The organism is Neorhizobium sp. PAMB6630, from assembly GCF_058242775.1.
Genome location: NZ_CM177836.1, coordinates 2527763 through 2552990, shown reverse-complemented (window position 1 = coordinate 2552990; position 25228 = coordinate 2527763). Strand labels below are relative to the sequence as shown.

The window sequence follows — 25228 nt, the reverse complement described above, 5'->3', positions numbered from 1 at the left end:
CACCTTCAAGGGTCACCCGCTCATCCGGTAATGTACATCGCGTTCGATTGCATAATTCATGCGGCGAAACAATGACCTTCGCAAGGGCCGGCAAGCCGGAGCCCCTGCGTTTCGCCCGCAGGCTCCGCAAAAGCTCCGGTCAGTGCCCGATCCGTTCAATTGTCGCTGCTGTCTTCCGAACCGATGGCGATTTCGCCGAGCGTGCGGAATGTGAGGCGGGCCGTCACCGTCCAGTCGTTCGGATCGGTATTGGCCGGCTCGTCGCTGTAGGCCACCGTGAACACAGTGCATTCGTCGGCATAGGTCATGCCGATGCCGCGCCGGATGACTTCCTGCTTGTTCATGTCCCAGGTCGCAGACGTCGCCAGAGACCAGTTTTCGTTGACGCGCAGGTTGTTGCTGGACTTCAGGTATTCGCCCTTGTCCACCGACCCGTATTCCGGCTGTGGCTGGATATTGGTGTAGACAAGCGAGCCGCTTGTGCGCGCCAGGTTGTAGTTGAAGCCCACATCGGCGCGGCGAAGGTCGAGCGATTTTTCATCGAACCGGCCCTGCACTGAAAGGCTGTAACCCTTGGGCAGATCGATGGCGGCCATCCCGACAAAATCGGAGACGTCCGATTCGAGGCCCGAATCGGCGCCGACATTAACCAGGTCAGGCGTCGAGAACGAGTTGAGGCCCGCCAGCTGGTAAGACTGCCCGACGATGCCGCGAAGGCCGATGCCATTGTCGAAGGAACCGTTGTAGCGGATGCCGACATTGGCGCGCGTGCCGCCTTCAACGCGGTCGTAACCGGAGAACTTGTCGCGGTCGAAAAGCGAGGTCGCATCAAAGACGAAGCTTTGCGCATCCTCGTTCGGCAGGCCGCCGGCCATCTGCTCGTCGGGGCGCACGTAAAGTTGCGCGATCGGCTCAAAGACATGCGTGCTGTTGTCGGTGCTGAGGAGGATCGGGTAACGCGCCTCGAGACCGGCTGTCAGCATGTAGCGTGTATCGGCATTGCCGCCGCTGAAGTCACCGTCATAGGATACGCCGTTGAAGCTTGGCGCGTCCGAGCCCGTGGCGCGAAGCGCATCGCCGCGCGCCGCCAGAAGCGGCGTCAGCAGCAGGCCTTCGTCGGTGGTGAAGGTGCGTTCCCACTCGGCTTCGGTGGTGAAACGGCTATAGCTGCCTTCCAGGCCGCGGAAGCGGGTGGCGCCACCTTCGGAGTAGAAATCATCTTCACGACGCGAAAGGTTGGTGAAGTTCGACGTGATCGACAACTGCCCGCCAAACACCGGCTCGGGGGCATAATATTTGTAGTCGATGACCGGGTAGACGATCGCCTGCTGCTTTTCGGCCTTCCGCGAAGAGGTGTTGTCCTGCACGTCGAAATAGTAGTTGTGCAGATCGAAGGAATTGCGGTTTCCAAGGCCCGTCAGGTAGATGTCGTTGGTGAAGGGCGTCGAATTGACGCCGGTCAGCCGGTAGGTCTTGGAAAAATTATTGTCCGTCTGGAGCATCACGTTCCAGCCGAAGGTCCATCGCGGATTGATCTGGAAATGTGCCTTGGAGGCCACCATGGCGCGCGTGCTGGCGCGTTCGTCGCTTGTCCCGGCGTCAAAGGCGCTGCGGCTCTGCTGATCGATGGCGGCAAAGCGCAAGATGTGATCGCCCGTCTCGAAACGGTTGCGGATCTCGCCCTGCAACAGCAGACCCTGCTTGGTATAGTAGGTCGGGCTGATCGTCGCGTCCATGCTGGGCGAGAAGACCTGATAGTATGGTATGGTCGTGCCGAAGCCGAGCTTGTCGGTGAGGCTCATGCGCGGAAACAGGAAACCCGACTTGCGTTCGACCGTTTCGTCGGGAACCGTGACGAAAGGCACATAACCGATCGGCATTCCGAACAGTTCAAACTTGGCATGTTCAAGGCGGATCGTGTGGTTCTTGCCGTCGCGGATGACGCGCTGCGCCTTCACCTGCCAGAGCGGTGCCTTGTCGGGTCGCTGGGCGCAGGGCAGACAGGCGGTGTAGACGCCATTGTTCAGCACCATCTTGTCGTCGGGCAGGCGTTCGGCGCTTTCGGCGGCCAGGCGCGTGTTATCGGTCGTCTCGACGCGCAGCGAATTGACAAAGCCTTCGCCGAAATTGTCGGTGACGTCCATCGAATCGGCATAGATGCGCGCCCCGTCGGGCTCGATCAGTTCGATATTGCCCGTCGCCATGACGCGACCGGTCTTTTGATCGTATTCCACGCGCTGGGCGACCATGCGGTGGCGATTGTAATAGATCTGCACGCCACCGACGGCGGTGACGCGCTCGATATCCTGATTATAGGTCAGTTCATTGGCGCGCAGGAGCATTTTCGCTCCGTCGGCGACTTCAGGCGCCAGAGGCGCGCTCTGGGCCAGAACAGGTGAGGGGCCAACGACAACAAGTGCTACAGCCGTGCTTGTCAGCAGGGCCGCAAAAAGCCGTCTGATATTCCCGCGGTCAATTACCGCCACTAGCCATCCTCCTGATGAAGCAAAATCGTTGCTCCGAGCGCCATGGCGACGACGACTGGAATCCAGACGGCGACGAATGGCGGAACAACTCCGCTGCTCCCGAATGCCCTTACGAGCACGGTTACAACATAAAGCACGAAGCCACAGACGATTCCACCCAGAATCACCGAGCGCGACTGCGCCATGCGGCTGAAACGGAGAGAAACGGTTGCGGCGATCAACGTCATTGCCACCAGAAGAAGTGGCATCGACAGAAGCGAGTGAAACTGCGTTTCCAGCGGCTTGGTGGAAATACCAAACGTGCGGGCTACATCAATTTTTCTTAAAATGTCAAAGAAAGCAACGCTATCCGGCTTCGAGAGGGATTCCTGAAGGAACTCTTTTCGAAGGTTGGTCGGCACTTCGGCTTCCGGTTTGCGTGACGGTGGTGCATCGGTGCGCGTTTCCAGAACGTTGTTAAGCTTCCAGTAACCATCCTCCAAGGTCGCACTCGTTGCGTCCTGTCTCAGAATGACGCGGCCCTTCTGATCGAAGTGGAAAAGCACCACGTCGCTCAGTTCGCTGCCGCCCTTGGTATAGCTCTTGGCACCGATGATCGTGTCGTCATCCTTGCTGATCTGGCGAAGCCAGGGCAGGAAGTTGGAGCCGCGTTCGGCATTGCTCGCCTTGCGCCAGTCGGTCTCGATATTGGTCGCCTGATTCTGTCCCCAGGCCGCCAGCGGATTGATGGCCATGGTGGCAAACAGGCCGATCATGAAGGCGCCGGCGACGAAGGGCATGATGAACTGCCAGACGGAAAGCCCGGCTGCCCGCGCCACCACCAGTTCGGAGCGGCGGTTGAGCGTGATCAGCGTCGTCATGCCGATGAAGAGGGTGAGCGTCGGGATGGTCTGCTGGAAGATCAGCGGCAGGCGAAGCAGGCTCATCAGCAGGCCGCCCGGCACCGTATAACCGACGAAGTTCGACATGCGCCGGCTCGTCTCGGAGAAATCGGCGAGAAAGATGATGCCGCAGACGCCGAGGAAGAACCAGCCGGCGGTCACGATGTAGCGCTTGAAAAAGTACCAGCTGAGGGTGCGCGAGATCATGGGCTGTCGCTCCCCTTGCCCGCCGTCACCCGTGCCAGGCGTCGTTCGGCGCGGTTCATCCAGTGCCCGGCAAAATTCGCCACGAACGAGGGCATCCGCAGTTGCCGGTTGGTGGCCAGCATGAAGATGGCGATGAGACCCGAACCGATCGGCACGAGATAAACGAGCGGCACGAAGCTCGCATCGTTTTTCGAACCGTTCGACACATAAAAGCTCAGCCAGCGGATCGCAAAGGCGATGATCAGCGCCGACACCATGGGATGCAGGCGGGCGCGGCGGCTGGAACGGGCACTGCCGGCCACCACCAGGGACACGAGCGCAAACACCAACGGCAGCATCCAGTCCGACAGGCGCCGATGGATTTCCGCCCGGAAACTGCCGGGCGAGGCGAGGAATGCCTTGTCGGTCGGGTCTGGGTTGAGCAGGAAACCAAGGCTGCGGTCGCCGGCATAGATCGTGGCATTGCCGGTCGATTCGGTCATGGTCGAGAGATCGAAGGCATAGGAGAGGAACTTGACGACGGAAATGCGCCCGTCCTTTGCCTTGCGGTGCACTTCGCCGTCGCGCATGGTCAGCGTCGTGCCGCTGTCGTCGATGGAGCCTTCGCGGGCGTAATAGATGAGGTCCCAGTTGGGGTCGCGGTAATCGACCAGGAACAGGCCCTTCAGCACACGGCCCGAATGGCGCTCCGAGATCTGCACATAAAGCCCGTCCTCGATGCTGCGGAAGGTCTTTTCCTCGATGACGGAGGAGAGCAGGTCGGCATAAGCTTCCGCCACCATTTCGCGCGCGCTGGTGCGGGACGCAGGCTCGACGAAATTGCTGATGAGGAAGGACAGCGCCGCAAGGCCGAGCGCCATCATCATCACCGGCCGGTAGAGCACCATGCGGGGCGAACCTGCGGCGTCGATGACGGCCATTTCCGAATCGTTGTTCATCGCGTTCAGCGTCTGCGTGATGCCGATGACGACAGCAAACGGCAGAACGACCGGAATGATGGTGGGCAGGATGAAGGTGGCAAGCGTCGCGAACGAGCCGATCGACTGGCCCGTATCGGTTACCAGATTGATGCGGCCGAGCACCTGTATGGTCCAGATGATGGTCAGCACCGGAACGAGGGTGACCAGGAACATCTGGAAGGATCGCCGCAATATGTAGAGTTCGAGGAGCTTCATTCTGATCCGGTACGTCGCTTCACTGCGGCCACGATTGGCGTTCTATGCAATTTGACGCGCCATGGCGACAGTGACTTTTTCACAAAACTGTTTGTGGTCACTGTTTTTTTTCCGGCTGTGTCATTTGGAAGTATGTGGCAACCGCGGCATAAACGACGCAGGACGACAGGAAGCCCAGCATCACATCGGACAGATAGTGCCCGCCGAACGAAATCCTGAGCGCCGGCGGGATGAGGCAGATGGCAAACATCGGCGGTCCGAGGATCGGTCGAAGCGGCGGCGGCAAAAGCACGATCAGGCAGACGAGCCACCCGGCGCCCGCCGCCTCGCCCGAAATGAACGAGCAGTTGTTTGTACAGGCGCCGTCCAGCGTGCCGGCGGCGGTAAAGAGATCCGGTCCGCCGAAAAGATCCGTCTGGTAGGGGCGCGGCCTGCCGGAAATCGTCTTCAGCACCAGGTTCACCAGCACATAGGGGCCGGCGACGAAGGAAATGAGTGCAATCGAGTAGCGACGCGTGGCAGCTGCACTGTAGGTCGCACCATGGTGCTGGAGGTTGCGGATCAGCAGGATCAGGATGACGCCGGCAACGGAGACCGGCAGATAGAAGAAGAATTTTCGGATCATCACCAGCAGCCATTGCTGCGAATAGGGAAACAGCCCGCAGATCCGTCCCGCCGCAAGCTCTGCGCCACAGGCCGTTTCCCGGAAGAAGGTGCGTGCGACATCGATGTCGAGGCCGGGAAAGACATAGAAGATTGCGAGCAGCAACCACCAGGCGCCCATGAGCGTGATCAGCCACGTCGCTGGACGGCGAAAGAGAACCCGGGCGCGGCGCCCGGAAAACTGACCGCGTGACTGGAACGTGTATGCCAAAACGGTTAAGCCTTCGGTGAGCGGTGCAGGTGACTTTAGCCGTTAAGAGTGCTCAATGACAATATTGCGACGCTGGTGTGGAACCTTTGTGCCGCCACCCTTGCCGTTCAAGTGCCATTGTCCCAGATTGGCCCTGACGTATTACCACATCCTCTGCATCCGGAGATAAAATGTCTGTTCAGTACACGATCCGTTTCGCACCATCCGCACCCGCCGATGGTGGCCTTGCTATTGCCATGCAGCTGTCGGGCGATCATGCGCCTGCAGGGCTTTCGGTCGCCGATCCGGCAGGTGTGATTGCGCGTGCCGCCGGGATTTCGGGCTTTTCGGCCAAGCAGATGGGTGTGCTGGAGCTTCTGGCGCCGCACCAGTCTCCATTCGACCGCGTGGTGGTGATCGGGCTTGGCAAGCCGGACGAACTGAAGGCCTATGACTGGCTGCGCGCCGGCGGCAAGGCATCCAGCGTGATCAAGCGCGCCGAAACCGTAACCGTGTTTCTCGATGCGCCGGGCGCTGAGGTGACGCCTGAGAAGGCTGTGGATTTCGCGACCGGCCTTCTGCTGCGCGCCTACAGTTTCGATGCCTACAAGACAAAAAAGAAGGACGACGAGGACAAGGCGGCAAAAGCCGTCACGATCACCATCGTCACATCAGCCCATCAGGCGGCAACAGAGCTACTCGTTTCGGCTGAGGCAGTCGCCGGCGGCGTCAATCTTGCCCGCGAACTCGTCAACCTGCCGCCGAACGTGCTTGGTCCCGTCGAATTTGCCGATCGTGCCAAGGCGCTCGAATCGCTTGGGCTCGAGGTGGAAATCCTCACCGAAACCGAAATGACCGCGCTTGACATGGGTGCGCTGCTCGGCGTGGCGCAAGGCTCGTCGCGTCCGGCCCGCATGGCCATCATGCAGTGGAACGGCGGAACAGCCGGCGAGGCGCCGCTGGCCTTCGTCGGCAAGGGCGTCGTCTTCGATACCGGCGGCATCTCGATCAAGCCGGCCGCCAGCATGGAAGACATGAAGGGCGATATGGGCGGCGCTGCTGCCGTCACCGGCCTCATGCACACGCTTGCCGCCCGCAAGGCCAAGGTGAATGCCATCGGCATCATCGGGCTTGTGGAAAACATGCCCGACGGCAATGCCCAGCGCCCCGGCGATATCGTCACCTCCATGTCGGGCCAGACCATCGAGATCATCAATACCGATGCCGAAGGCCGCCTCGTTCTGGCCGATGCGCTCTGGTATACGAAAGAACGCTTCAAGCCCCGCTTCATGATCAATCTGGCCACGCTTACCGGTGCCATTCTGGTCGCGCTCGGCAATCTGCAGGCGGGCCTTTTTTCCAACGATGACGAACTGGCAAACGGACTGCTGGCAGCCGGCGAGGAAAGCGGCGAAAAGCTGTGGCGCATGCCGCTCGGCAAGGAGTACGACAAGATCATCGATTCGAAGTTTGCCGACATGAAGAACAGTGGCGGGCGTTATGCCGGATCGATCACGGCTGCCCAGTTCCTGAAGCGCTTCGTTGGTGAAACCCCTTGGGCGCATCTGGATGTCGCGGGCACCGCCATGGCCTCGCCGTTCAACGAGATCAACCAGTCCTGGGGTTCCGGCTACGGCGTTCGCCTGCTCGACCAGCTGGTGCGCGATCGTTACGAGGCGTGATGGCGCAATGACCGAGGTTCTCTTCTACCATCTGACCGAATCGAAGCTTGAGGAGGCGCTGCCGGCGCTTCTTGAGAAAAGCGTCGAGCGGGGCTGGCGCGTCGTGCTTCAGACGGTGGGAGAGGCGCGCCGCGATGCGCTCGACCTGCATTTGTGGACCTATCGGGAGGAAAGTTTCCTCCCGCATGGCACCGATCAGGGGGATATGGCGGAACACCAGCCGGTGCTTCTGACGGTCACCGGCGCCAATGCGAACGGTGCGACGGTTCGCTTCATGGTGGATGGCGCAGAGCCGGCCGATCTTGCGCCCTATGAGCGCGTGGTCTTCATGTTCGATGGTTATGACGCTGCCCAGCTGGAGGGCGCGCGGAGGCACTGGAAGCAGCTGAAGATGCAAGGTCACCAGCTCACCTACTGGCAGCAGTCTGAAGAGGGGCGCTGGGTCAAGAAGGCGTGAGCGACACGCCCTGCATGCCGCCAGCCAGTCTGCTCTCGCTACGGCTACTTGTGCATCGCAGCATGCCTTGCTAGCGGTAGGTATCCTCGAAACTCGGAGTTTGGATGCCATGAACGCGAACGCCCCGGTCAATACCCGCACCGCCGACCATCCGGTTGCAGATGTCTTTCCCGCACGCTGGTCGCCGCGCGCCTTTACCGATGCGACGATGAGCGAAGAAACGCTGCTTGGCCTTCTGGAAGCCGCCCGGTGGGCGCCGTCTGCCTTCAACGCCCAGCCCTGGCGCTTCATCTATGCGCTGCGTGGCGATGCCGGCTGGCAGCCGATCCTTGATGCCATCATGCCGTTCAATCAGTCCTGGGCCAAGAACGCCTCGGCGCTCGTCATCATCGCCAGCGCGACGAAATTCACCGCACCCGGCAAGACGGAAGCCAGCGACAACGGCAGCCACACGTTTGATGCCGGCACCGCCTGGGGCTATCTTGCCCTGCAGGCCCATATGGCAGGCTTTGCCGCCCATGCCATGGCCGGTTTTGACAAGGCCGCCATGGCCAAGGCCGTGAACCTTCCCGAAGACCATGTGCTGCACGCAGCCGTTGCCATCGGCACGCAAGGAGAGGCATCGCTCCTGCCGGAAGCGCTTCAGGCCCGCGAAGTGCCAAGCCCGCGCCAGCCGCTCGACACACTGGCCGTCCACGGCGCCTTCAAAGCCTGATCCCGGACCGGCAAGGACATCAGTGATCAATTGAGATCGGATGGAAAACCGTTTTCCGGTTTTCCATCCAGGTCCGGGCCGGCCGGCACTGCTTCGTTCCGCGCCAACGCTGCCGGCATTTTCGCTCATTGGAACGTCAGCCGTTCCGAAGCCGGCGACCAACGCCCCTGCCTTGTTCAGCCGCCACCACCGAAGGAAACCGCTTCCCACAAGGAACGGATCGCTGTCCCAGGGATTACAGTTGCAACTGCACGCGGCAAAAGCCTCCCGCACGGGACAGGCCTTGCTGAACATGGAGAACCCAGATGCAACTTCCCCAGAACACTGTGATTGCGGTCGCCGACGGCGAAAAACTCAGCCTTTTCCAGAACAATGGCGATGCGAAAAATCCGAAGCTGAAGGCCATGGATTCGGAGGTCATCGATGACTCGGTTATCGCATCCGGTGCCCGCCATCCCAGCAGTGCTGCCAATCCCGATGACAGCCAGCAGAACGAGGATGCCTTTGGTTCAGGCGTGATTTCCATGCTGAACAGCCATGTCCTGAGCGGCAAGATCAAGAGCCTCGTCATTGTCGCATCGCCCCGCACGCTTGGCGAACTGCGCAAGGGTTACCACAAGTCTCTGTCCGACGTGCTGATCGGCGAACTCGACAAGGACCTGACCGGCCATTCGATCCAGGATATCGAAAAAGCTCTGGCTGCTGCCTAAACGAGAGGCTCGCGACCCCTTCCTCTTTCGAAGACAGAGGGACAGGGCCGCGGGCGGAGATATGCAAAACTGCGTCAGGCCGGTGGCCTGATGCGCACCTGGCTGTAACCCTCGGCCGAAATTGCACTGCACAGATCAGACCATTCGCAGCCTGCGCAGGCTTGGCGCGTTCGACCGTCTGCAAACGCGCCGCGCATCTGGTGCAGCCACGCTTCATCTATGCTGAGGCGTGAACCGGCTTTAATCGAATGGTTCAGCAGTTCGCCCACGTCATGCGCTGCCTTCTCATCGCGTTCGCGCACGCTTGTTCGCCTGCAATGCGGATCAGCCTCGTTCAGCAGCGGCGCGCAGATGTCGTCCGGTCCCTCGACGATCAGAATATCTTCACCGTGCGACATGCGCTCCGCGATCCGATCGTAATTGGCGACAAAGGGCGCACTGTATCCCTTGCCTGCATAGGTCAGCAGGCAAAGGAGATGGTGGGGCCGCAGGCGTATGGTCATTTCAAAATGGTCTGGCGCAGAAAACTGTAACCCATCGCCGTACGCCTTGCCATTTCAGCGGAATTACCGGCGCCGCCATGGCCGCCGGAGCCATATTCATGAAACAGGGGCGTGTGGCCGGACGCTTGCAGAGCCTTGTCGAAGCGGCGTGCATGCGAGGGATGCACCCGGTCGTCATTGCTGGAGCTTTCGATGTAGAGCGGCGGGTAAGCCTGTTCTGCCGCCGGCTTGATCTGGTGCAGCGGCGAATAGCTGAGGAGATAGTCACGGTCGGCCTCGTCATCCGGGTTGCCGTATTCGTCCATCCAGGCCTTTCCGGCGGGAAACAGGTGGAAGCGCGTCATGTCGATGACCGGCACACGGCACCAGATGGCGCCGAAATCATCCGGATAACGCGTCAGCATCACGCCCGTCAGAAGACCGCCATTGCTGCCACCGGTGCAGGCAATGCGCGACGGCTTTGAATACCCGCGCTTGACCAAATCGCGGGAAATGGCGACGAAATCCTCATACGCCTTGTGGCGGCCGTGGCGCTTTGCGGGCGTGTGCCATTGCGGCCCAAGTTCTGCACCACCGCGAATATAGGCTTGCACATAAGCGCCGCCCTGTTCGAGAAACCGGCCGGTGGTGCCGGAATAATGCGGGGCGAGCGAGGCGGAAAAGCCGCCGTAGCCATAGATCAGCACCGGCAGCTCGCCTTTGGTCCACTCTTTCGGCAGCACAAGATGGTACGGCACCTTCGTGCCATCCTCAGACGTGGCCTCCAGAAGCTCGCTTGTCATGCCCTCAGCATTGAAATAGGCGGGCGAGGTATCTTCCGACACCAGAACCGGCGGCACGGAGATCGGACGCCGGTCCTTGTCAGACAAAGATAGCGTATACCGGGTCGGCGGCACCAGGAAACCGGAGCCGATCACCGACAGTGTGTCATCCCCCAGATGCAGGTCGGCATAAACAGGCGTGAAGTAAAGCGCCTCGACGCCCTCAGGTAGAGCAATGCGCTGGGGCTCCGCCTCCGGCCGCGTCAGATCCAGCACGTAGAGCGAGGGGGAAAGCCGGTCATCCACCGAATAGACGGCGAAGTGGCGCAGCAGCGCGAAATGATGCACGGCGCGTCCCGGTGCCGGTTCCACCAGAATGCGGCGCGTGGGGGAGAGCGGCTCCTCGCCAAAGGGCGTCAACGCCTGCAGCACAAGACTGCCGCTTGCCACCTGCTCATCATTCTTGGCAAGCCACAGGCAATGGCTGTGATTGAGGTCGAAGCCGATCTCCGTCGGAAGCGGCAGACGCCGGGCGATACCCGCGCCGTCCTCCACCTGCACGCTGACCTTGCCGATCTCGTGGCTTATGCCGAACACGCGGATCTCCCGCTTGTCCGGCCCCTCGTAACCGCCAAGCTTAGGGTCGATGATGAAGCCATAGCCGGTCACATCCGTTTCGGCGGCTGCAAAGATCACCTCGGCCTCTGCCGGCGCTTGGCCACGCCGCAGCCGTCGCCCGACGCGCGGCCAGCCGGACTGCGTGGCAGAAAATGCGTCGATCGAGCCGAAATAGGCAATCTCGTCGCGGCTCAGCCAGTTGGCGTGGGCGCGTACAGCCGGCGTATCGAAACCGCCCTTAACGATCTCCTTTGCCTCAAGGTCGAATTCCAGAAACCGCGTCAGGTCCGAGCCGCCGTCCGACAGGCGCAAAAGCACGCGCGTCGGCTCGAAGGGGCAGGTGACGGAGCCGCCAAAGATCCAGCGCTTGCCTTCGCTGGCGCAGAACTGATCGACGTCGAAGACCGTTTCCCAGGGGGCATCGGCGCGCGGGGCACGATCTGCCGGCAGGCGGCGCAGCACGCCGAGCGGATTGTCGCGGGAGCGGTTGAAGTCAAACAGCCAATTGCCGCGCCGGGTGGGGACGATCAGCCTGTCCTGGCGCTCCATCATGGCCTGAAGCGCTGCCGCATCAGCCTCCATGGCGGGCGTCGTCAGCGCCTCTTGCGACGCGGCATTGCGCGCGGCGACATAGGCCAGCGTCTGCGGATCGTCGTCTTTTTCGAGAAAGAGATCCATGGCGCTGCTCCTTTTGCAATCTGATGTGTGGTCGTTCAGGCGAGATCGGTGCGGCGAAAATCATCGCCCACATAAAGAAGGGCGGCACCGGCAGCCTTGGCGCCTGCATAGGAAAAGCAGTCGCCAAAATTGAGGCGCGCCGGGTGGCGGCCCTTGCCGTAGCGCGAGAATGCATCGAGGGCGGTGAGCGCTGTTTCGCGGGTGGCAGGCAGGATATCGGCGTTCAGTTCGGCCAGAAACTCCGAGACGAAATCAAAGGCCTCCTCGACGGTCTTGCCCGTTCTCGAGGTGATCACCACGGTCGTTTCGTAAAGCACGGTCGCTGATGTCGAAAACGGCGTGGGTGACGTCGCCATCCGGTCTAGAAGTTCCTGGCGACGGGGTGCATCGGTCAGGATCTCCACCAGCGCCGAACTATCGATGAACATCGGCATCTCCCCACATCTCGTCGAGGAAAGCCTTCTCGTCGAAGGGCTCAAGAGTGTCGTAGGCCGGCATATTGTGTTTTGCCCGGATCTTCTCCAGCCGTTCCGCCAGCGGCGGGCGCTGCTCGTCCTCTTTCACCACGCGCTCCAGCGCCTGGCGGATGGCATCCGTCTTTGTGGGGGCCTTGAGGATTCTTTGGGCCTGTTCGGCGAGCTGGTTCACCTGTTCATCGCGCACATAAAGCGGCATGGCGTCACCCGTTTGAATATACGCCATCAAGGTAGTGCATATTCAGCCGTGCCACAAGCAAGGCTCAGCCGGCCATCGCCTCTTCATATTCGGCCGAAAGCTCCAGCCACTGCTCTTCCGCCTGCGACAGTTTTGCAGCCGCCTCGCCACGCTGCTTGACCTTTTCCGCAGCCTTCGCCGGAGACTTTTCGTAGAGCACCGGATCTGCAAGCTCTTGATCAAGAGCCTGAATCAGTTTTTCCAGTTTTGCCGTCAAGGCCTCGGCTTCGTTGATCTTTTTCTTCAACGGCGCCAGCGACGCACGCTTTTCGGCATTCGCCTTACGCTGCTCGGCCTTTTTTCCGGCGTCGAGGCTTACGTCAACTTTTTCTTCTTTTTTTTTACCCGAGGAGACGATGAGGTCGCGGTATTCCTCCATGTCGCCTTCGAATGTGGTGACGGTGCCGTTGTTGACGAGCCAGAGACGGTCGACGGTTGCCTCGATCAGGTGGCGATCATGCGAGATGAGGATGACGGCGCCGTCGTAATCGTTCAATGCCTCGATCAGCGCGCGGCGGCTGTCGATGTCGAGATGGTTCGTCGGCTCGTCGAGGATCAAGAGGTTCGGCGCGTGGAAGGCGGCAAGGCCCATCAAAAGCCTGGCCTTCTCGCCGCCGGAGAGATCCTTGGCCGCCGTGTTCATCTTTTCCGTCGCAAGGCCCATCTGCGCCACGCGCGCGCGAACCTTGGCTTCCGGCGCTGCCGGCATTAGGCGGCGCACATGCTCTACCGGCGTATCCTCAGGAACGAGATCGTCGAGCTGATGCTGGGCGAAAAAGCCGATCTTCAGGCTCGGTGCCAGGCGCAGATCGCCGGTTTCCGGCGGCAGGCGGCCGGAGATGAATTTGGCAAACGTGGACTTGCCGTTGCCGTTCGAGCCTAAAAGCGCGATGCGGTCATCCGCATCGATGCGCAGGTTGAGGTTCTTGAGGATCGGCTTGCCGGGCTCGTAACCGACGGCGCCGCCATTGATGGCGATGATCGGCGAGGCCGGCTGCTTTTCCGGCTCCGGAAAGGTGATCGGCTGCACATGGTCTTCGATGACGGCGGCAACCGTGCCCATTCGCTCCAGCGCCTTCACGCGGCTCTGCGCCTGTTTGGCCTTGGTGGCTTTCGCCTTGAACCGGTCGATGAAGCTTTGCAGGTGCTTTCGCGCGGCGTCGTTCTTCGCCTTGGATTTCATCTGCAATTCGTCGTTCTCGGCCTTCTGGCGCTCGAACTGATCATAGCCACCGCGATAGAAGGTGAGCTTCTTCTGGTCGAGATGCACGATGGCATTGACCGCGTTGTTCAAAAGGTCGCGGTCATGGCTGATGATGATGACCGTGTGCGGATAGCGGCGGATATAATCTTCCAACCACAGCGTGCCTTCCAGGTCGAGATAGTTGGTGGGCTCGTCGAGCAGCAGCAGGTCCGGCTCGGCAAACAGCACGGCCGCCAGCGCCACGCGCATGCGCCAGCCGCCGGAAAAGGCAGAGGCCGGACGGAGCTGGGCTTCGGCATCAAAACCGAGACCGGCCAGAATGCTGGCTGCGCGCGCCTCTGCTGAATGCGCGTCGATATCGACAAGCCGCATCTGGATGTCGGCGATGCGGTTGGGGTCGGTTGCCGTCTCGGCTTCCGCCATCAGGGCGGTGCGTTCCTTGTCGGCGGCAAGCACGATGTTGATCAGCGGATCTTCCGTGCCCGGCGCTTCCTGCGCCACCTGGCCGATGCGGGCGGCCTTCGGCAGCGATACCGAACCGCTTTCCGAACCGAGGTCGCCGGTGATGACGCGAAACAGCGTGGATTTGCCCGCACCATTGCGGCCGACAAGGCCAGCCTTGATGCCCGTCGGCAGGCTGATGCTGGCGTGGTCGAGAAGCAGGCGGCCGGCGATACGCGCGGAAAGGTCTGTGATGGTGATCATGCGGGCGTTTTGGCCGAAGTCCTGCTGCGATGCAAGAGAGACGGGCGCCTATTGCCAGCGCTTGCCGTCTCCAAGCAGGAAATAGACGAGATCAAGCACCACGGAGGGATGTCCGAGAGATGTCAGGATGGTGTGAACCTGCCCACGGTGATGGGTCTGGTGGTTGAAGACATGGGAAAGCAGCGGACCAAGCGGCAGCTCGATTTTGTCAGGCATCGTGACGGGTTTATAGGAAATGATCGCCGAAAGGTCGGCCTCGGCCAGAGTATCCACCCAGTCGATGATGCGCTGGTCTTCTGCGGCACGGGCGGCGCGCAAGTCGGCAAACGTCTCATAGAGCGGGGCATCAAGCGAAGCAGGCACAACGCCTTCGCCGGTGAAGCGTTTGAGCCAGATCCGGTCTGCGGCGAGAATGTGGTTCAGCGTGCCATGGGCGGAGCGAAAGAAGGCACCCTTGTCTGCGCGAAACGCCTCGTCGCTCAAGAGCCCGCAGGTCTCGTAAAGGCGGGCGTTGGCCCAGCGGTTGTAATCGGCAAACATGCGGAAATGCTGGGCCATGGGTTTCTCCAGTCCTTCGTTAAATCGGATCTTATGACGCCCAAACGCAAAAGGGGGTGATCGCTTCCATGAAATTTCCTGATTTGATCTTTGGCAGTGTGAAGGGTTCAATGGATGCTGTTTGCAATGAGGGATCCCGATGACCAGAATTCTCTATTCGCTCTGCGGCCGTGATGAGCACCGCCCGTTTTCGCCCCATTGCTGGAAAGTGTCGATGGCGCTGGCCCATAAGGGGCTGGATTTCGTCGAAAAACCGGTGCCGTTTACCGATGTGCCGAAAATCGAAAACGGCTTTTCGAAAACCGTGCCGATCCTGCGCGATGGCCAGATGCTGGTGCGCGACAGTTTTGATATCGCGCTCTATCTGGAAGACACCTATCCAGACCATCCGACGCTGTTTGCCGGGGAGGGCGGCAAGGCCCTGTCGCGCTTCGTGGAGGGCGTATCGCTGACGCTGGTGCATCCGGTGCTGACCAAGCTTGCCGTGAAGAACATCCACGACATGCTGGCCGAAACCGACCAGATCTATTTCCGCGAGAGCCGCGAGCCGCGCCTCGGGCGCAAGCTTGAGGAGTTCGAGGCTGAACGCGAGGCGGAGATCGCCGTTCTCTCGGCCCGGCTGGAGCCGCTGCGCTACATGTTGAAGTTCCAGCCCTTCCTGGGTGGCGAAAGCCCGCTGTTTGCCGACTATATCCTGTTCGGCGCGTTGCAATGGCTGCGCATCACCACCGGGCTTGAAGCGCTGGGGGCGGATGATCCAGTCAATGTCTGGTTCGAGCGATGCCTGGATCTCCACGGCGCCATGGCCCGCGCCGTTGCCTGAGTGAGACGGGGCTTCAACATGACAGCGGCGTGAAATTCGAAAAGGCCCTCTTGTCTTCGTGATTCGGGGCGGCTAAACACCGCCCACTTATCCCTAGAAAACAAGGATTTCTGGCAATGGCGATCGAACGCACCTTCTCCATGATCAAGCCCGACGCAACCAAGCGCAACCTGACCGGCGCCATCACCAAGGTTTTTGAAGAGAATGGCCTGCGCGTCATCGCTTCCAAGCGCGTCTGGATGAGCCAGCGCGAAGCCGAAGGTTTTTACGCCGTTCACAAGGAACGCCCCTTCTTCGGCGAACTGGTTGAAGGCATGACATCCGGCCCGACCGTCGTTCAGGTTCTCGAAGGCGAAAATGCCATCCTGAAGAACCGCGAAATCATGGGCGCCACCAACCCGGCCAATGCTGACGAAGGCACCATCCGCAAGACGTTTGCGCTCTCCATCGGCGAAAATTCGGTTCACGGTTCGGATGCTCCGGAAACCGCTGCCCAGGAAATCGCCTACTGGTTCGCTGAAACCGAAATCGTCGGCTGAATTTTTTGATCTTTGGGCGCCTTCCAAAAGGCGCCTGCAAGGAATTCCAGAACGCCCGTGACACATGCTGTCGCGGGCGTTTTGCGTTTGAGGCCTGCCTCTCAGGCCGCCGCATCCGCCTCGCGCGGATCATGCCCCTTCGGCTTGCCGTAAAGCCCGATATGGGCATCGCCCCAGGTTTTCAGCGCCACCAGCACCGGCTCCATGCTGCGCCCGAGCGGCGACAGGCTGTATTCCACCTTCGGCGGCACCTGCGCATAAACGGTGCGGATGATCAGCCCGTCCTCCTCCAGCTCGCGCAACTGGTTCGTCAGCATGCGTGGCGTGACATTTGCGATGATGCGGCGGATCTCGCTGAAGCGCAGCGTGCCGGAAAGCAGATGGTAAAGGATCACCGATTTCCATTTGCCGTCGATGAGGCCGACAGCCGCCTCCACGGCACAGCCGGGGCTGCAATCGAAGCGGGAATGGCGGGCCTTGGCCATGACGGTATCCTTTTCGACACTATAGGCTGATTTTGTGCGTATGGCTTTTTGGAAGCATAGAAACATATGTGGGGTGACACAACGCTTTGAAAGGGAACCACCCGATGAAATCAGTCGCATATCAGGCCGCAGGCGCACTCGAGCGGCCGGAGGCACTCGTCGATATCGAACAGGAAAAGCCGGTGGCGACGGGGCGTGATCTGCTGGTTGCCGTCCGCGCTATCTCGGTCAATCCCGTCGACACAAAGATCCGCCGCGGCGTGTCCGCAGCTCCCGATGGCTGGAAAGTGCTCGGCTGGGATGCCGTCGGCGAGGTGATCGAGACCGGCGAAGCCGTGACACGCTTCAAGCCCGGCGATCAGGTGTTTTATGCCGGCGCGCTGGACCGGCCCGGCGCCAACAGCGAATTTCATCTGGTGGATGAGCGGCTGGTGGGCAAGAAGCCGGCAACGCTCTCGGACGCGCAATCGGCTGCCCTGCCGCTGACGGCGATTACCGCCTGGGAAATGCTGTTCGAGCGGCTGGATGTGCGCCGACCTGTTCCGGGAGCGGCAAATGCCGTGCTCATCATCGGCGGGGCCGGCGGCGTCGGCTCCATCGCCATCCAGTTGTTGCGGGCATTGACCGATCTGACGGTCATCGCCACCGCCTCACGCCCGGAAACGCAGGCCTGGGTGCGTGAACTGGGCGCCCATCACGTGCTCGATCACGCAAAGCCGCTTGCCCCGCAGGTGGAAGCACTCGGGCTCGGTGCGCCCGCCTTCGTGTTTTCCACCACCGAGACAAGCCTGCATCTCGCCGATATCGCCGATCTCATCGCGCCGCAGGGCCGCTTCGGCCTGATCGACGATCCCGCCGTGCTGGATGCCATGCCCTTCAAGCGCAAGTCCGTCTCGCTGCACTGGGAGCTGATGTTTACCCGCTCGCTCTACCAGACGCCCGACATGGATGCGCAGGGCAGGTTGCTGGATGACGTCTCGGCGCTCATCGATGCCGGCCGCATCCGCACCACCGTCACCGAGGTTCTGCAGCCGATCAATGCGGAAAATCTGAAAGCAGCCCATGCGATCCTTGAAAGCGGCAAGGCGCGCGGCAAGATCGTCCTGGAAGGGTTTTGAGGCGGGCGTGAAGTTGTGGGCAGGCGGCTAAGGGCAGGGCCCATCCGCCTGCCCACCAAAAATCAGGCGTCGAGAGCCGCCAGCGCTTCCACCACGCGCGGCATCGCCTCAGCCGGAATTGGCAGAACCGGCCGGGGCGGTGCGGCATGAAACAGGTCGAGTTCGGCGGCGATCGCATACATGACGCGAAAACTGCCGTACTGGCGAAACAGCGCCCAGAGCGGCTGGAAACGCTCGTTCAGCCGGTGGGTCTCGTCATTATGTCCGGCTTGGGCTGCACGGGTCAGCGCCAGCGCCGGGGCGGGCAGGAGGCCGGCGACGACGCTGTACCAGGCATCAGCGCCTGAAAGCAGCGCTTCGGCTGCACCCCAATCGCCGCTGTAGCCGATCGGAAACCTGTTCGGCAGACGCGCGCGCAGCGAGGCCATTTCCGCCTCGAAACTGGCATCCACCGGCAGCGGCATCTTCACGGTCGCAATGTTGGGCAGGTCCGCCAGCCGCACGATCAAATCCGGGCTGAAGGTGAATTTCGTTGTGCCCGGATTGTTGTAGATGACGAGCGGCAGATCGGTGACGCCGGAGACGGCGGAAAAATGCGCAAACACCTCGTCTTCGGTGAGCGGCGTGTAGGAGACAGGCGCCAGAAGCAGGCCATCTGCGCCGGCCTCTGCCGCATCGCGTGCCAGTGCCTGCGCCTCGTCGGTGCGCAGTGCGCCGATGCCGACGATGAGCGGCGTGCGGCGCTGAAGGATTTCGGCGGCAATTTCCACGGCGCGGCGCCGTTCGGCGCGCGTCAGGTAGGCATAACCGCCGGTGCTGCCGAGGAGCCCGATGGAATCGACGCCCGCGCGCGTCAGGCGTTCGATCAGCCGGGACAGTGCATCCGCATCAATGGCGCCGTGCATGTCGGTCGGTGTGGGCGGAAAGGCGGAAAGACCACGCAGCATAATGCATCCTCGGTTACGGCTTGACCCGAGTCGTAACACCGCACCGGGGCGTCGTGAAGCGCCTTATGTCGGGCATGGGACCGGTGAAAGATCCACCACGCCGCCCGCCTTGAACACTTTCGGGTTCATGTCATAGGCCGGGCCGACCACGATGGAATTGGCGGGCAGGATGCTCTGGTCGATGGTGGCAAGCACCCTTGTTTCCAGTTCTTGCAGCACTTTGCTATCGCGGTCGGCAAGCTCGATATGGACGCCGTAGCTTTGGCCTTCGCGCACGCACTGCACGTCCGGGCTTTCCAGCACCACCTTGTCCATCTTCGGGTAAAGCGCCTGTCGCGTTATGAGCGGCGCGCCGCCCTGCGGATTGTCAAACCGTGCAAGCGCCACGCCGCCTTCGGGAAGGGGCCCGGTCGGGCGCAGCGTCACCACGTAATTGGCCCGTGAAAGACGGTAGTTGAAGACGAAGATATGGCCGGAAAACTCCGCCAGGTTTGCCGCTTCGCGCTGGCAGCCGACAAGGGTTGCCACGCAAAGCGCAAGGCCCGTTGCTCTGGCGGTGAAGGTTCCTTTCATCATCCTGCAATTCCTCCTGTCGTTTTTCGTTTGTAGTGGCGGGCGGCCTTGGCGCGGTTGCCGCACACAGTCATGTCGCACCAGAAGCGGCTCTTGTTCTTGGAACGGTCGACAAACAGCCAGCCGCAATGCCCGCAGATTTTCAGGCGCTGCTTTTCCGGAAGGGAAAGCAGCCGCAGCGCCGAATGCACGGTGGCCGCCTCAAGCCCGTCTGGATCGGGGGCCTGCCGCAGCAGGCGGGCGGCGTTGTCCAACAGATCGGCCAAAAGAAGCGGGTGTGATGTCCCCTGCACCTCAGCGCGAAAATGCCGGTCGATGGCTTCACGCAGCGAAAGGAAGGTTTCGCGACTGGCAGGAATTATCGGTTTCAGGTCACCAAACAGGGCTCGTTCGGCGGAAAATGCTGAGGCGGCCTGCGGGAAGGCCTGCAAATGCGCTGGATCGGCAAACCGGTCGATGCTGCGGGGAGGGTCAGAGCGCAGGATCACGCTGTTGGCGACATCAAGCGCCAGCGCGCCGCCGGCAAAACGGTGAGGGGTCCAGGAAAAGGTCATGCTGCAATATAACTGGTAAAAACGTTTTTGCCAGTTATATTGCGGGCGTGGAGGTGCCATGTCCTACGCCCTGCAACAGCTGCTCAACGCCGTGCCGATTGCCAGCCTCTATGCAGCGCTGGCCTTTGGTTATGCGATTGCCTTTGCCGTCACCCGGCGGGCGGATATCACCTATGGTGCGCTCTTTGCCTTTTCCGGCCACGTGTTTCTGCTGGGCGCTCACTGGGGGTGGGACCGGCTTTTCCTGATTTTCCCGGCAGCTTTGGCGCTTGGCGCACTTCTCGCCGTCATGGTGGGGGCGGGGGGCGGCGCATTGATCGGGCGACGGGTGGTGGCGCCCTTGTCGCGCGTCTCGCCAAACGCGCTCACCGTCGCGTCGCTCGGCCTGCTGCTGGTGCTGATGGAGGCGGCGAGGCTTCTTTCGGGCACGCGCCAACTCTGGCTGCCGCCCTTTCTCAATGCCCCGATCACGCTCTTTGGCGGCGCGGCAAGCCTCACGCGCCTGCAGGCCCTCAACAGCGCCATTCTTGTTTTCCTGGTGGCCGGTGGCGCATGGTTTCTGGCGGCCAGTCGATGGGGGCGCAACTGGCGCGCCGTTTGCGATGATCCACTGGCAGCCGAGCTTTGCGGCGTGCCATCCGCCCGCATCTGCGCCGGCGCCTATGGTTTTGCGGCCCTGTTTGCCGCCCTTTGCGGCATTCTGGCCACCGCCCATTACGGCACCATGGATTTTGGCGCAGGCGTGGTGTTTGGCCTGAAAGTGGTGCTGATTGCCGCTGCCGGCGGCCATGCCCATCCGCTTCGCGCGGCAGCGGGTGCAGCACTCTTTGGCCTCGGGGAGACCCTTTGGAGCGGCTACGGCCCCGTGGTCTGGCGCGATCCCGTCATGCTTTGCGCGCTCACTGGGCTTCTGGTGTTAAGCCGGCGTGAACGGGTGCTGGTCTGAAGCGGGTCAGCCTGTTGTCCACTTGTCCCGCGCCGCATCGTCGGCGTCCTTGGCCGAGACCCAGCCGCCGGTGGAGCCGTCTGCCAGATGTTCCTTCTTCCAGAAGGGAGCGGCGGTTTTTAAAAAATCCATGACGAAGTTTGCCCCGTCGAAAGCCGCTTGCCGGTGCGGGGCGCAGGCGATGACGAGAACGATGTTTTCCCCCGGCAGGATCTTGCCGTAGCGATGAATGGCGGTCAGCCCCAGCAGCGAGAAGCGCTCGATGGCAAGCGTTGCAATGCGCTGCATCTCCGCCTCCGCCATGCCGGGATAATGCTCCAGTTCCAGCGCATCGAGGCTTGCACCTTCGTCCCGGCAAAGACCGGTGAAGGTCACGACCGCGCCGATATCTGCACGCCCCGTCGTCAGCGCGTGGATTTCCATCTGCAGGTCAAAATTTTCGCTCTGGACGCGGATGGTGGGGGCGGGGTTTGTCACACGGATAACCTCACCTGTCGGCTCGAAGCGATGGTGTTCTTTGCCGCGACGTCCATGGTTTAGCCACCCGTCATCGGCGGAAAAATGCCGATTTCGCGGGCGCCGGCAATCGGTTCGTCGTGGTCGACATGCTCCTGGTTCACGGCAACACGGATCACGTGCGGATATTGCAACGCCGCCTCATACCCTTCACCCAGGGTCTTCAGGTGGTTGAGCAGGTCGCCGGCCGTCACCACCGTGTCGGGCAGGTCCAGCTCTTCTTCCGGCTTGTCGATGCGCTCGCGAACCCAGGCGAAATAAACGATTTTTACTCTCATTCGTCGTCCGCCAGATGTTTGACGCCCGCCTTGAAATAATCATAGCCGGTGTAGAATGTCAGGATGGCCGCACACCAGAGAAGGACGATGCCCATTTCAGTCGTGTAGGGCAAAACCTTGTCGCCGGCGGGGCCGGCCAGCAGGAAGCCGATCGAGACCATCTGGATCGTCGTTTTCCACTTGGCAATGCGCGTCACAGGCACGGAAACCTTCAGCGCCGCCAGATATTCGCGCAGGCCCGACACCAGAATTTCGCGGCAGAGGATCGTGATGGCCGCCCAGAGCGACCAGCCGGCAATCGTCTGGTCTGCGGCCAGCAGCAGAAGCACGGCCGCCACCAGCAGCTTGTCGGCAATCGGGTCCAGCATGCGGCCGATATTGGAGGTCTGGTTCCAGATGCGGGCGAGGTAACCGTCGAGATAATCGGTGATCGAGGCGACCGCAAACAGCACAAGTGCCGTCCAGCGCGCCACATCCGAACTTTCCAGCTGCCCCTCGATGAAGAAGCAGCCGACGATGATCGGCACGGCAATGATACGCGCATAGGTCAGGAGATTGGGAATATTGTATGCGCGCGATGCCATGACGGACCTTACCCTGATGTGTGCTGTTAAGTGATACGCCAGAGACGAAGCGTCAACACCCTCGACGTGAAATGTGGCGGCTTTGTATTCTCAGCCGCTGCGGTTTTCGTGGAAGTGGTTATAGACCTGCTTTGCCACCGTCTCTGAAATTCCCTCGACAGCCATCAGATCAGAGATGCCGGCGCGCGAAACGGCCTTGGCGGTGCCGAAATGTTGCAGAAGCGCCCGCTTGCGGCCGGGGCCAATGCCGGAAATCTCGTCGAGCGGGTTCTTCACCATTTCTTTCTTGCGCCGCGCCCGGTGCGAGCCGATGGCAAAACGGTGCGCCTCGTCGCGCATGCGCTGGACGAAATAGAGCACGGGGTCACGCGGCGGCAGCGAAAAATCACTGCGGCCGTCGGCAAAAAATCGCTCGCGCCCGGCATCGCGGTCAACACCCTTGGCAACGCCGATAGCGGTCACCACGTCGCGGATGCCGAGCTCGTCCAGGATTTTGCGAACCGCTGACATCTGGCCCTGTCCGCCATCGATGAGGATAACGTCAGGCCAGGCGGGAAAACCGCTTTCGATCACCTCGTCCGGCCCGTATGCCGGCTGGGTGGCCGCAGCGCTGCGGTCGGGCAGGCCTTCCTCCTTCAGGAGGCGTGAAAACCGCCGCGTCATCACCTCGCGCATCATGCCAAAATCGTCGCCGGGGGTGATGTCGGTCGATTTGATGTTGAACTTGCGATACTGGCCCTTCACGAAGCCTTCCGGCCCCGCGACGACCATGCCGCCCACGGCATTGGTGCCCATGATGTGGGAGTTGTCGTAGATCTCGATGCGGCGCGGCACGTAAGAGAGACCGAAGGTTTCGGCAAAACCTTTCAGCAGGCGTTCCTGCGAGGCGGTCTCGGCAAGCTTGCGGCCATGCGCCTCGCGGGCATTGGCCAGCACATGGTCGGTCAGATCCTTCTTCTCGCCCCGCTGCGGCACCTGGATGGTGATCTTGGTGGTCGATTTTTCAGACAGGGCAAGGCTGAGCAGCTCCTGCTCCTCCACCGTTTCCGACAACAGGATCTGGCGCGGAACCGGCTTGTCATCGTAAAACTGCGCGAGAAAGGCGTTCAGCACCTCGGCGCCGGTCAGTTGCGGATCGGCCTTTGGAAAATAGGCCTGGTTGCCCCAGTTCTGCCCGGCGCGGAAGAAAAACACCTGGATGCAGGTAAGGCCCGCCTCGTGGTGGATGGCAAACACATCCGCTTCCTCGACGCCGGCCGGGTTGATGCCCTGGTGGCTCTGCACATGCGATAGCGCCGACAGCCGGTCGCGGTAGACGGCGGCGCGTTCGAAATCCATGTCGTCGGAGGCTTCCGTCATCTGCCGGGCAATCGTCGCCTTCACCGCCTGGCTGCGGCCGGAGAGAAAGTCCTTGGCCTCACCCACCAGCCCCGCATAATCCGCATCCGAAATCTCGTGCGTGCAGGGCCCCGAACAGCGCTTGATCTGGTAGAGCAGGCAGGGCCGCGTGCGCGCCTCAAAGACGCTGTCGGTGCAGGTGCGCAGCAAAAAGGCGCGCTGCAACGAATTGATCGTGCGCCCGACGGCGCTTGCCGAGGCAAACGGGCCAAAATAATCGCCTTTGCGGGCACGCGCGCCGCGGTGCTTGTAGATGGCGGGGGCCCGGTGGTCGCCGGTCAGCATGATATAGGGAAAGCTCTTGTCGTCGCGCAAAAGCACGTTGTAGCGCGGGCGCAGGCGCTTGATCAGGTTTGCCTCAAGCAGCAGTGCTTCCGTCTCGGTGCGGGTGGTGACGAATTCCATCTGCGCGGTTTCGCGCACCATCTTCGTCAGACGGTTGGAATGCACGCGTCCTTGCGCATAATTCGTCACGCGTTTTTTCAGGCTGCGGGCCTTGCCGACGTAAAGCACGTCGCCCGCCTCGTTGAACATGCGATACACGCCCGGCGCGTTCGGCAGGTGTTTTACGAATTCGGCAATGAGGTCAGCGCCTTTGAGGCCGCTCTCGTTTCGAAGGCCGGCGTTCCATTCGATGCCGGAAAGCATGCGTGCGGCATCGCCGGGGGCTGCCACAACCTCGTCGTCATCCTCGTCCGTCCCGTCATAAAGAACGCCGCCGTCAGGCAGTTTCGTTCCATTCATTCAATGATCTCCGCCACATCCGGCGTTTCCCAGGCCAGGTGCTGGCCTCCATCCAAGGCTATCATTTGGCCCGTGATGGACGGAGTGTCAAAAAGAAATCGGATCGTGCGGCCGAATTCATCCGGCGCGGGACCGCGTTTCAGCGGCAGCGCTTCGATCTGACCCTTGAAATCCTCGGGCGACTGGCGCGCACTTTTGAACGAGGGGCCGGGGCCAATGGCGTTGACGCGCACGCGCGGTGCATAGGCCTGCGCCAGCGTCTGCGTCGCCGTCCACAATGCCGATTTGGACAGGGTGTAGGAATAAAATTGCGGCGTCAGTTTCCACACCCGCTGGTCGATGATGTTGACGATGAGGGCGTTGGCAGCTTCCGGCAACTGGCGCAGCAAGGCCGCCGACAGGATAGAGGGTGCGCGCACGTGAATGGCAAAGTGACGATCGAACGACTGCGCGTCGAACACGTCTGCGGTATCGCCGACAAACAGCGAGGCATTGTTGACAAGACCGGTGATCGGCCCGAGCAATGCCGCCGCCTCATCGATCAAGCCGTCGGTCGCCTGCGGATCGAGAAGATCGGCCTTTACAGCTGCCGCCCGGTGCCCTTCGGCCCGAAGTGCTGCGGCCAACTGTTCTGCCTCTTCAAACGAGCGGTCGGCGTGAATGGCAACGCCATAGCCGTTTCGGGCGAGATCCTCGGCAATGGCCCGTCCCATGCGGCGCGCGGCTCCGGTCACAAGTACGGTCGGGGAATGTTCCATGCTCTATCCTGCTTATTAGCCTGTTGCGCCGGCGCCATTGCTTGCAAGTGCTTTACGG

Annotated in this window: 27 protein-coding genes; 8 read left to right on the top strand and 19 right to left on the bottom strand. The window is 61.4% G+C overall.

Going from position 1 to position 25228, the window contains the following annotated elements:
- Window positions 1-155: 155 nt before the first annotated feature.
- From AC4CWF_RS12200 to AC4CWF_RS12185, 4 genes are all read right to left on the bottom strand, one after another.
- Window positions 156-2486, bottom strand: coding sequence for an LPS-assembly protein LptD (locus tag AC4CWF_RS12200; RefSeq protein WP_491281924.1), 2331 nt, complete (start codon window positions 2484-2486; stop codon window positions 156-158).
- Window positions 2486-3574: an LPS export ABC transporter permease LptG gene (lptG, locus tag AC4CWF_RS12195; protein WP_491281923.1), complete on the bottom strand. Its 1089-nt coding sequence runs from the start codon at window positions 3572-3574 to the stop codon at window positions 2486-2488. Before lptG ends, AC4CWF_RS12200 begins: the two co-directional genes overlap by 1 nt.
- Entirely contained in the window at window positions 3571-4749 is a 1179-nt protein-coding gene (lptF, locus tag AC4CWF_RS12190) for an LPS export ABC transporter permease LptF (protein ID WP_491281922.1), read from the bottom strand. Before lptF ends, lptG begins: the two co-directional genes overlap by 4 nt.
- Window positions 4750-4846: 97 nt before the next feature.
- Window positions 4847-5623, bottom strand: a complete 777-nt coding sequence (locus AC4CWF_RS12185) for a phosphatase PAP2 family protein (protein WP_491281921.1) — start codon at window positions 5621-5623, stop codon at window positions 4847-4849.
- Between the two features lie 170 nt (window positions 5624-5793).
- On the opposite strand from AC4CWF_RS12185, the gene AC4CWF_RS12180 reads away from it, so the two are divergent.
- From AC4CWF_RS12180 to AC4CWF_RS12165, 4 genes are all read left to right on the top strand, one after another.
- Complete coding sequence (locus AC4CWF_RS12180) at window positions 5794-7284, top strand: leucyl aminopeptidase (protein ID WP_491281920.1); 1491 nt, start codon at window positions 5794-5796, stop codon at window positions 7282-7284.
- A gap of 7 nt (window positions 7285-7291) precedes the next feature.
- Window positions 7292-7741: a DNA polymerase III subunit chi gene (locus AC4CWF_RS12175; RefSeq protein ID WP_491281919.1), complete on the top strand. Its 450-nt coding sequence runs from the start codon at window positions 7292-7294 to the stop codon at window positions 7739-7741.
- A gap of 109 nt (window positions 7742-7850) precedes the next feature.
- A complete protein-coding gene (locus AC4CWF_RS12170; RefSeq protein ID WP_491281918.1) occupies window positions 7851-8456 on the top strand; it encodes a nitroreductase family protein in 606 nt (201 codons plus the stop codon).
- A gap of 305 nt (window positions 8457-8761) precedes the next feature.
- Window positions 8762-9166, top strand: coding sequence for a host attachment family protein (locus AC4CWF_RS12165; protein ID WP_491281917.1), 405 nt, complete (start codon window positions 8762-8764; stop codon window positions 9164-9166).
- A gap of 74 nt (window positions 9167-9240) precedes the next feature.
- On the opposite strand, the gene AC4CWF_RS12160 is transcribed toward AC4CWF_RS12165, so the two are convergent.
- From AC4CWF_RS12160 to AC4CWF_RS12135, 6 genes are read right to left on the bottom strand one after another with little or no spacing between them, the layout of a single operon-like run.
- Window positions 9241-9669, bottom strand: a complete 429-nt coding sequence (locus tag AC4CWF_RS12160) for a DUF1284 domain-containing protein (RefSeq protein ID WP_491281916.1) — start codon at window positions 9667-9669, stop codon at window positions 9241-9243.
- On the bottom strand, window positions 9666-11726 hold the full coding sequence (locus AC4CWF_RS12155) for a prolyl oligopeptidase family serine peptidase (RefSeq protein ID WP_491281915.1): 2061 nt from the start codon (window positions 11724-11726) through the stop codon (window positions 9666-9668). The genes AC4CWF_RS12160 and AC4CWF_RS12155 overlap by 4 nt, the downstream gene beginning before the upstream one ends.
- 35 nt (window positions 11727-11761) lie before the next feature.
- Window positions 11762-12154: a type II toxin-antitoxin system VapC family toxin gene (locus AC4CWF_RS12150; RefSeq protein ID WP_491281914.1), complete on the bottom strand. Its 393-nt coding sequence runs from the start codon at window positions 12152-12154 to the stop codon at window positions 11762-11764.
- Window positions 12141-12428, bottom strand: coding sequence for a type II toxin-antitoxin system VapB family antitoxin (locus tag AC4CWF_RS12145; RefSeq protein WP_491281913.1), 288 nt, complete (start codon window positions 12426-12428; stop codon window positions 12141-12143). Before AC4CWF_RS12145 ends, AC4CWF_RS12150 begins: the two co-directional genes overlap by 14 nt.
- A gap of 37 nt (window positions 12429-12465) precedes the next feature.
- Complete coding sequence (locus AC4CWF_RS12140; RefSeq protein ID WP_491281912.1) at window positions 12466-14349, bottom strand: ABC-F family ATP-binding cassette domain-containing protein; 1884 nt, start codon at window positions 14347-14349, stop codon at window positions 12466-12468.
- Between the two features lie 48 nt (window positions 14350-14397).
- Window positions 14398-14907, bottom strand: coding sequence for a DinB family protein (locus AC4CWF_RS12135; protein ID WP_491281911.1), 510 nt, complete (start codon window positions 14905-14907; stop codon window positions 14398-14400).
- A 139-nt stretch (window positions 14908-15046) separates the two neighbouring features.
- Here AC4CWF_RS12135 and AC4CWF_RS12130 point away from each other — a divergent pair, with 139 nt between their 5' ends.
- Window positions 15047-15730 (top strand): glutathione S-transferase family protein, encoded by a 684-nt coding sequence (locus tag AC4CWF_RS12130; RefSeq protein WP_491281910.1) that lies wholly within the window; start codon window positions 15047-15049, stop codon window positions 15728-15730.
- A gap of 116 nt (window positions 15731-15846) precedes the next feature.
- Window positions 15847-16269 carry a nucleoside-diphosphate kinase gene (gene ndk / locus AC4CWF_RS12125; protein WP_491281909.1) on the top strand — a complete coding sequence of 141 codons (423 nt, stop codon included), beginning with the start codon at window positions 15847-15849 and terminating at the stop codon, window positions 16267-16269.
- 101 nt (window positions 16270-16370) lie between these two features.
- On the opposite strand, the gene AC4CWF_RS12120 is transcribed toward ndk, so the two are convergent.
- Window positions 16371-16754, bottom strand: coding sequence for a winged helix-turn-helix transcriptional regulator (locus tag AC4CWF_RS12120; RefSeq protein ID WP_491281908.1), 384 nt, complete (start codon window positions 16752-16754; stop codon window positions 16371-16373).
- A gap of 104 nt (window positions 16755-16858) precedes the next feature.
- Here AC4CWF_RS12120 and AC4CWF_RS12115 point away from each other — a divergent pair, with 104 nt between their 5' ends.
- The gene (locus AC4CWF_RS12115) at window positions 16859-17872 is read left to right on the top strand and encodes a zinc-binding alcohol dehydrogenase family protein (protein WP_491281907.1); all 1014 of its coding nucleotides are present in this window, start codon (window positions 16859-16861) and stop codon (window positions 17870-17872) included.
- Window positions 17873-17934: 62 nt separating this feature from the next.
- Here the strand turns inward: AC4CWF_RS12115 and AC4CWF_RS12110 are convergent, their stop codons facing one another.
- From AC4CWF_RS12110 to AC4CWF_RS12100, 3 genes are all read right to left on the bottom strand, one after another.
- On the bottom strand, window positions 17935-18819 hold the full coding sequence (locus tag AC4CWF_RS12110) for a dihydrodipicolinate synthase family protein (RefSeq protein WP_491281906.1): 885 nt from the start codon (window positions 18817-18819) through the stop codon (window positions 17935-17937).
- A gap of 63 nt (window positions 18820-18882) precedes the next feature.
- Complete coding sequence (locus AC4CWF_RS12105) at window positions 18883-19395, bottom strand: hypothetical protein (protein WP_491281905.1); 513 nt, start codon at window positions 19393-19395, stop codon at window positions 18883-18885.
- Complete coding sequence (locus tag AC4CWF_RS12100) at window positions 19392-19946, bottom strand: CGNR zinc finger domain-containing protein (protein ID WP_491281904.1); 555 nt, start codon at window positions 19944-19946, stop codon at window positions 19392-19394. Before AC4CWF_RS12100 ends, AC4CWF_RS12105 begins: the two co-directional genes overlap by 4 nt.
- 58 nt (window positions 19947-20004) lie before the next feature.
- On the opposite strand from AC4CWF_RS12100, the gene AC4CWF_RS12095 reads away from it, so the two are divergent.
- Window positions 20005-20892 carry a branched-chain amino acid ABC transporter permease gene (locus AC4CWF_RS12095; protein WP_491281903.1) on the top strand — a complete coding sequence of 296 codons (888 nt, stop codon included), beginning with the start codon at window positions 20005-20007 and terminating at the stop codon, window positions 20890-20892.
- A gap of 6 nt (window positions 20893-20898) precedes the next feature.
- Here AC4CWF_RS12095 and AC4CWF_RS12090 read toward each other — a convergent pair whose 3' ends face one another.
- The 5 genes from AC4CWF_RS12090 to AC4CWF_RS12070 all read right to left on the bottom strand — a co-directional run bounded on the left by AC4CWF_RS12090 (window position 20899) and on the right by AC4CWF_RS12070 (window position 25170).
- Window positions 20899-21315 carry a molybdenum cofactor biosynthesis protein MoaE gene (locus AC4CWF_RS12090; protein ID WP_491285378.1) on the bottom strand — a complete coding sequence of 139 codons (417 nt, stop codon included), beginning with the start codon at window positions 21313-21315 and terminating at the stop codon, window positions 20899-20901.
- A 113-nt stretch (window positions 21316-21428) separates the two neighbouring features.
- The gene (gene moaD, locus AC4CWF_RS12085; protein ID WP_491281902.1) at window positions 21429-21686 is read right to left on the bottom strand and encodes a molybdopterin converting factor subunit 1; all 258 of its coding nucleotides are present in this window, start codon (window positions 21684-21686) and stop codon (window positions 21429-21431) included.
- Window positions 21683-22270 carry a CDP-diacylglycerol--glycerol-3-phosphate 3-phosphatidyltransferase gene (gene pgsA, locus AC4CWF_RS12080; RefSeq protein ID WP_491281901.1) on the bottom strand — a complete coding sequence of 196 codons (588 nt, stop codon included), beginning with the start codon at window positions 22268-22270 and terminating at the stop codon, window positions 21683-21685. The genes moaD and pgsA overlap by 4 nt, the downstream gene beginning before the upstream one ends.
- A 90-nt stretch (window positions 22271-22360) precedes the next feature.
- Window positions 22361-24412, bottom strand: a complete 2052-nt coding sequence (gene uvrC, locus AC4CWF_RS12075) for an excinuclease ABC subunit UvrC (protein ID WP_491281900.1) — start codon at window positions 24410-24412, stop codon at window positions 22361-22363.
- Window positions 24409-25170 (bottom strand): SDR family oxidoreductase, encoded by a 762-nt coding sequence (locus tag AC4CWF_RS12070; RefSeq protein WP_491281899.1) that lies wholly within the window; start codon window positions 25168-25170, stop codon window positions 24409-24411. The genes uvrC and AC4CWF_RS12070 overlap by 4 nt, the downstream gene beginning before the upstream one ends.
- Between the last annotated feature and the right edge of the window lie 58 nt (window positions 25171-25228).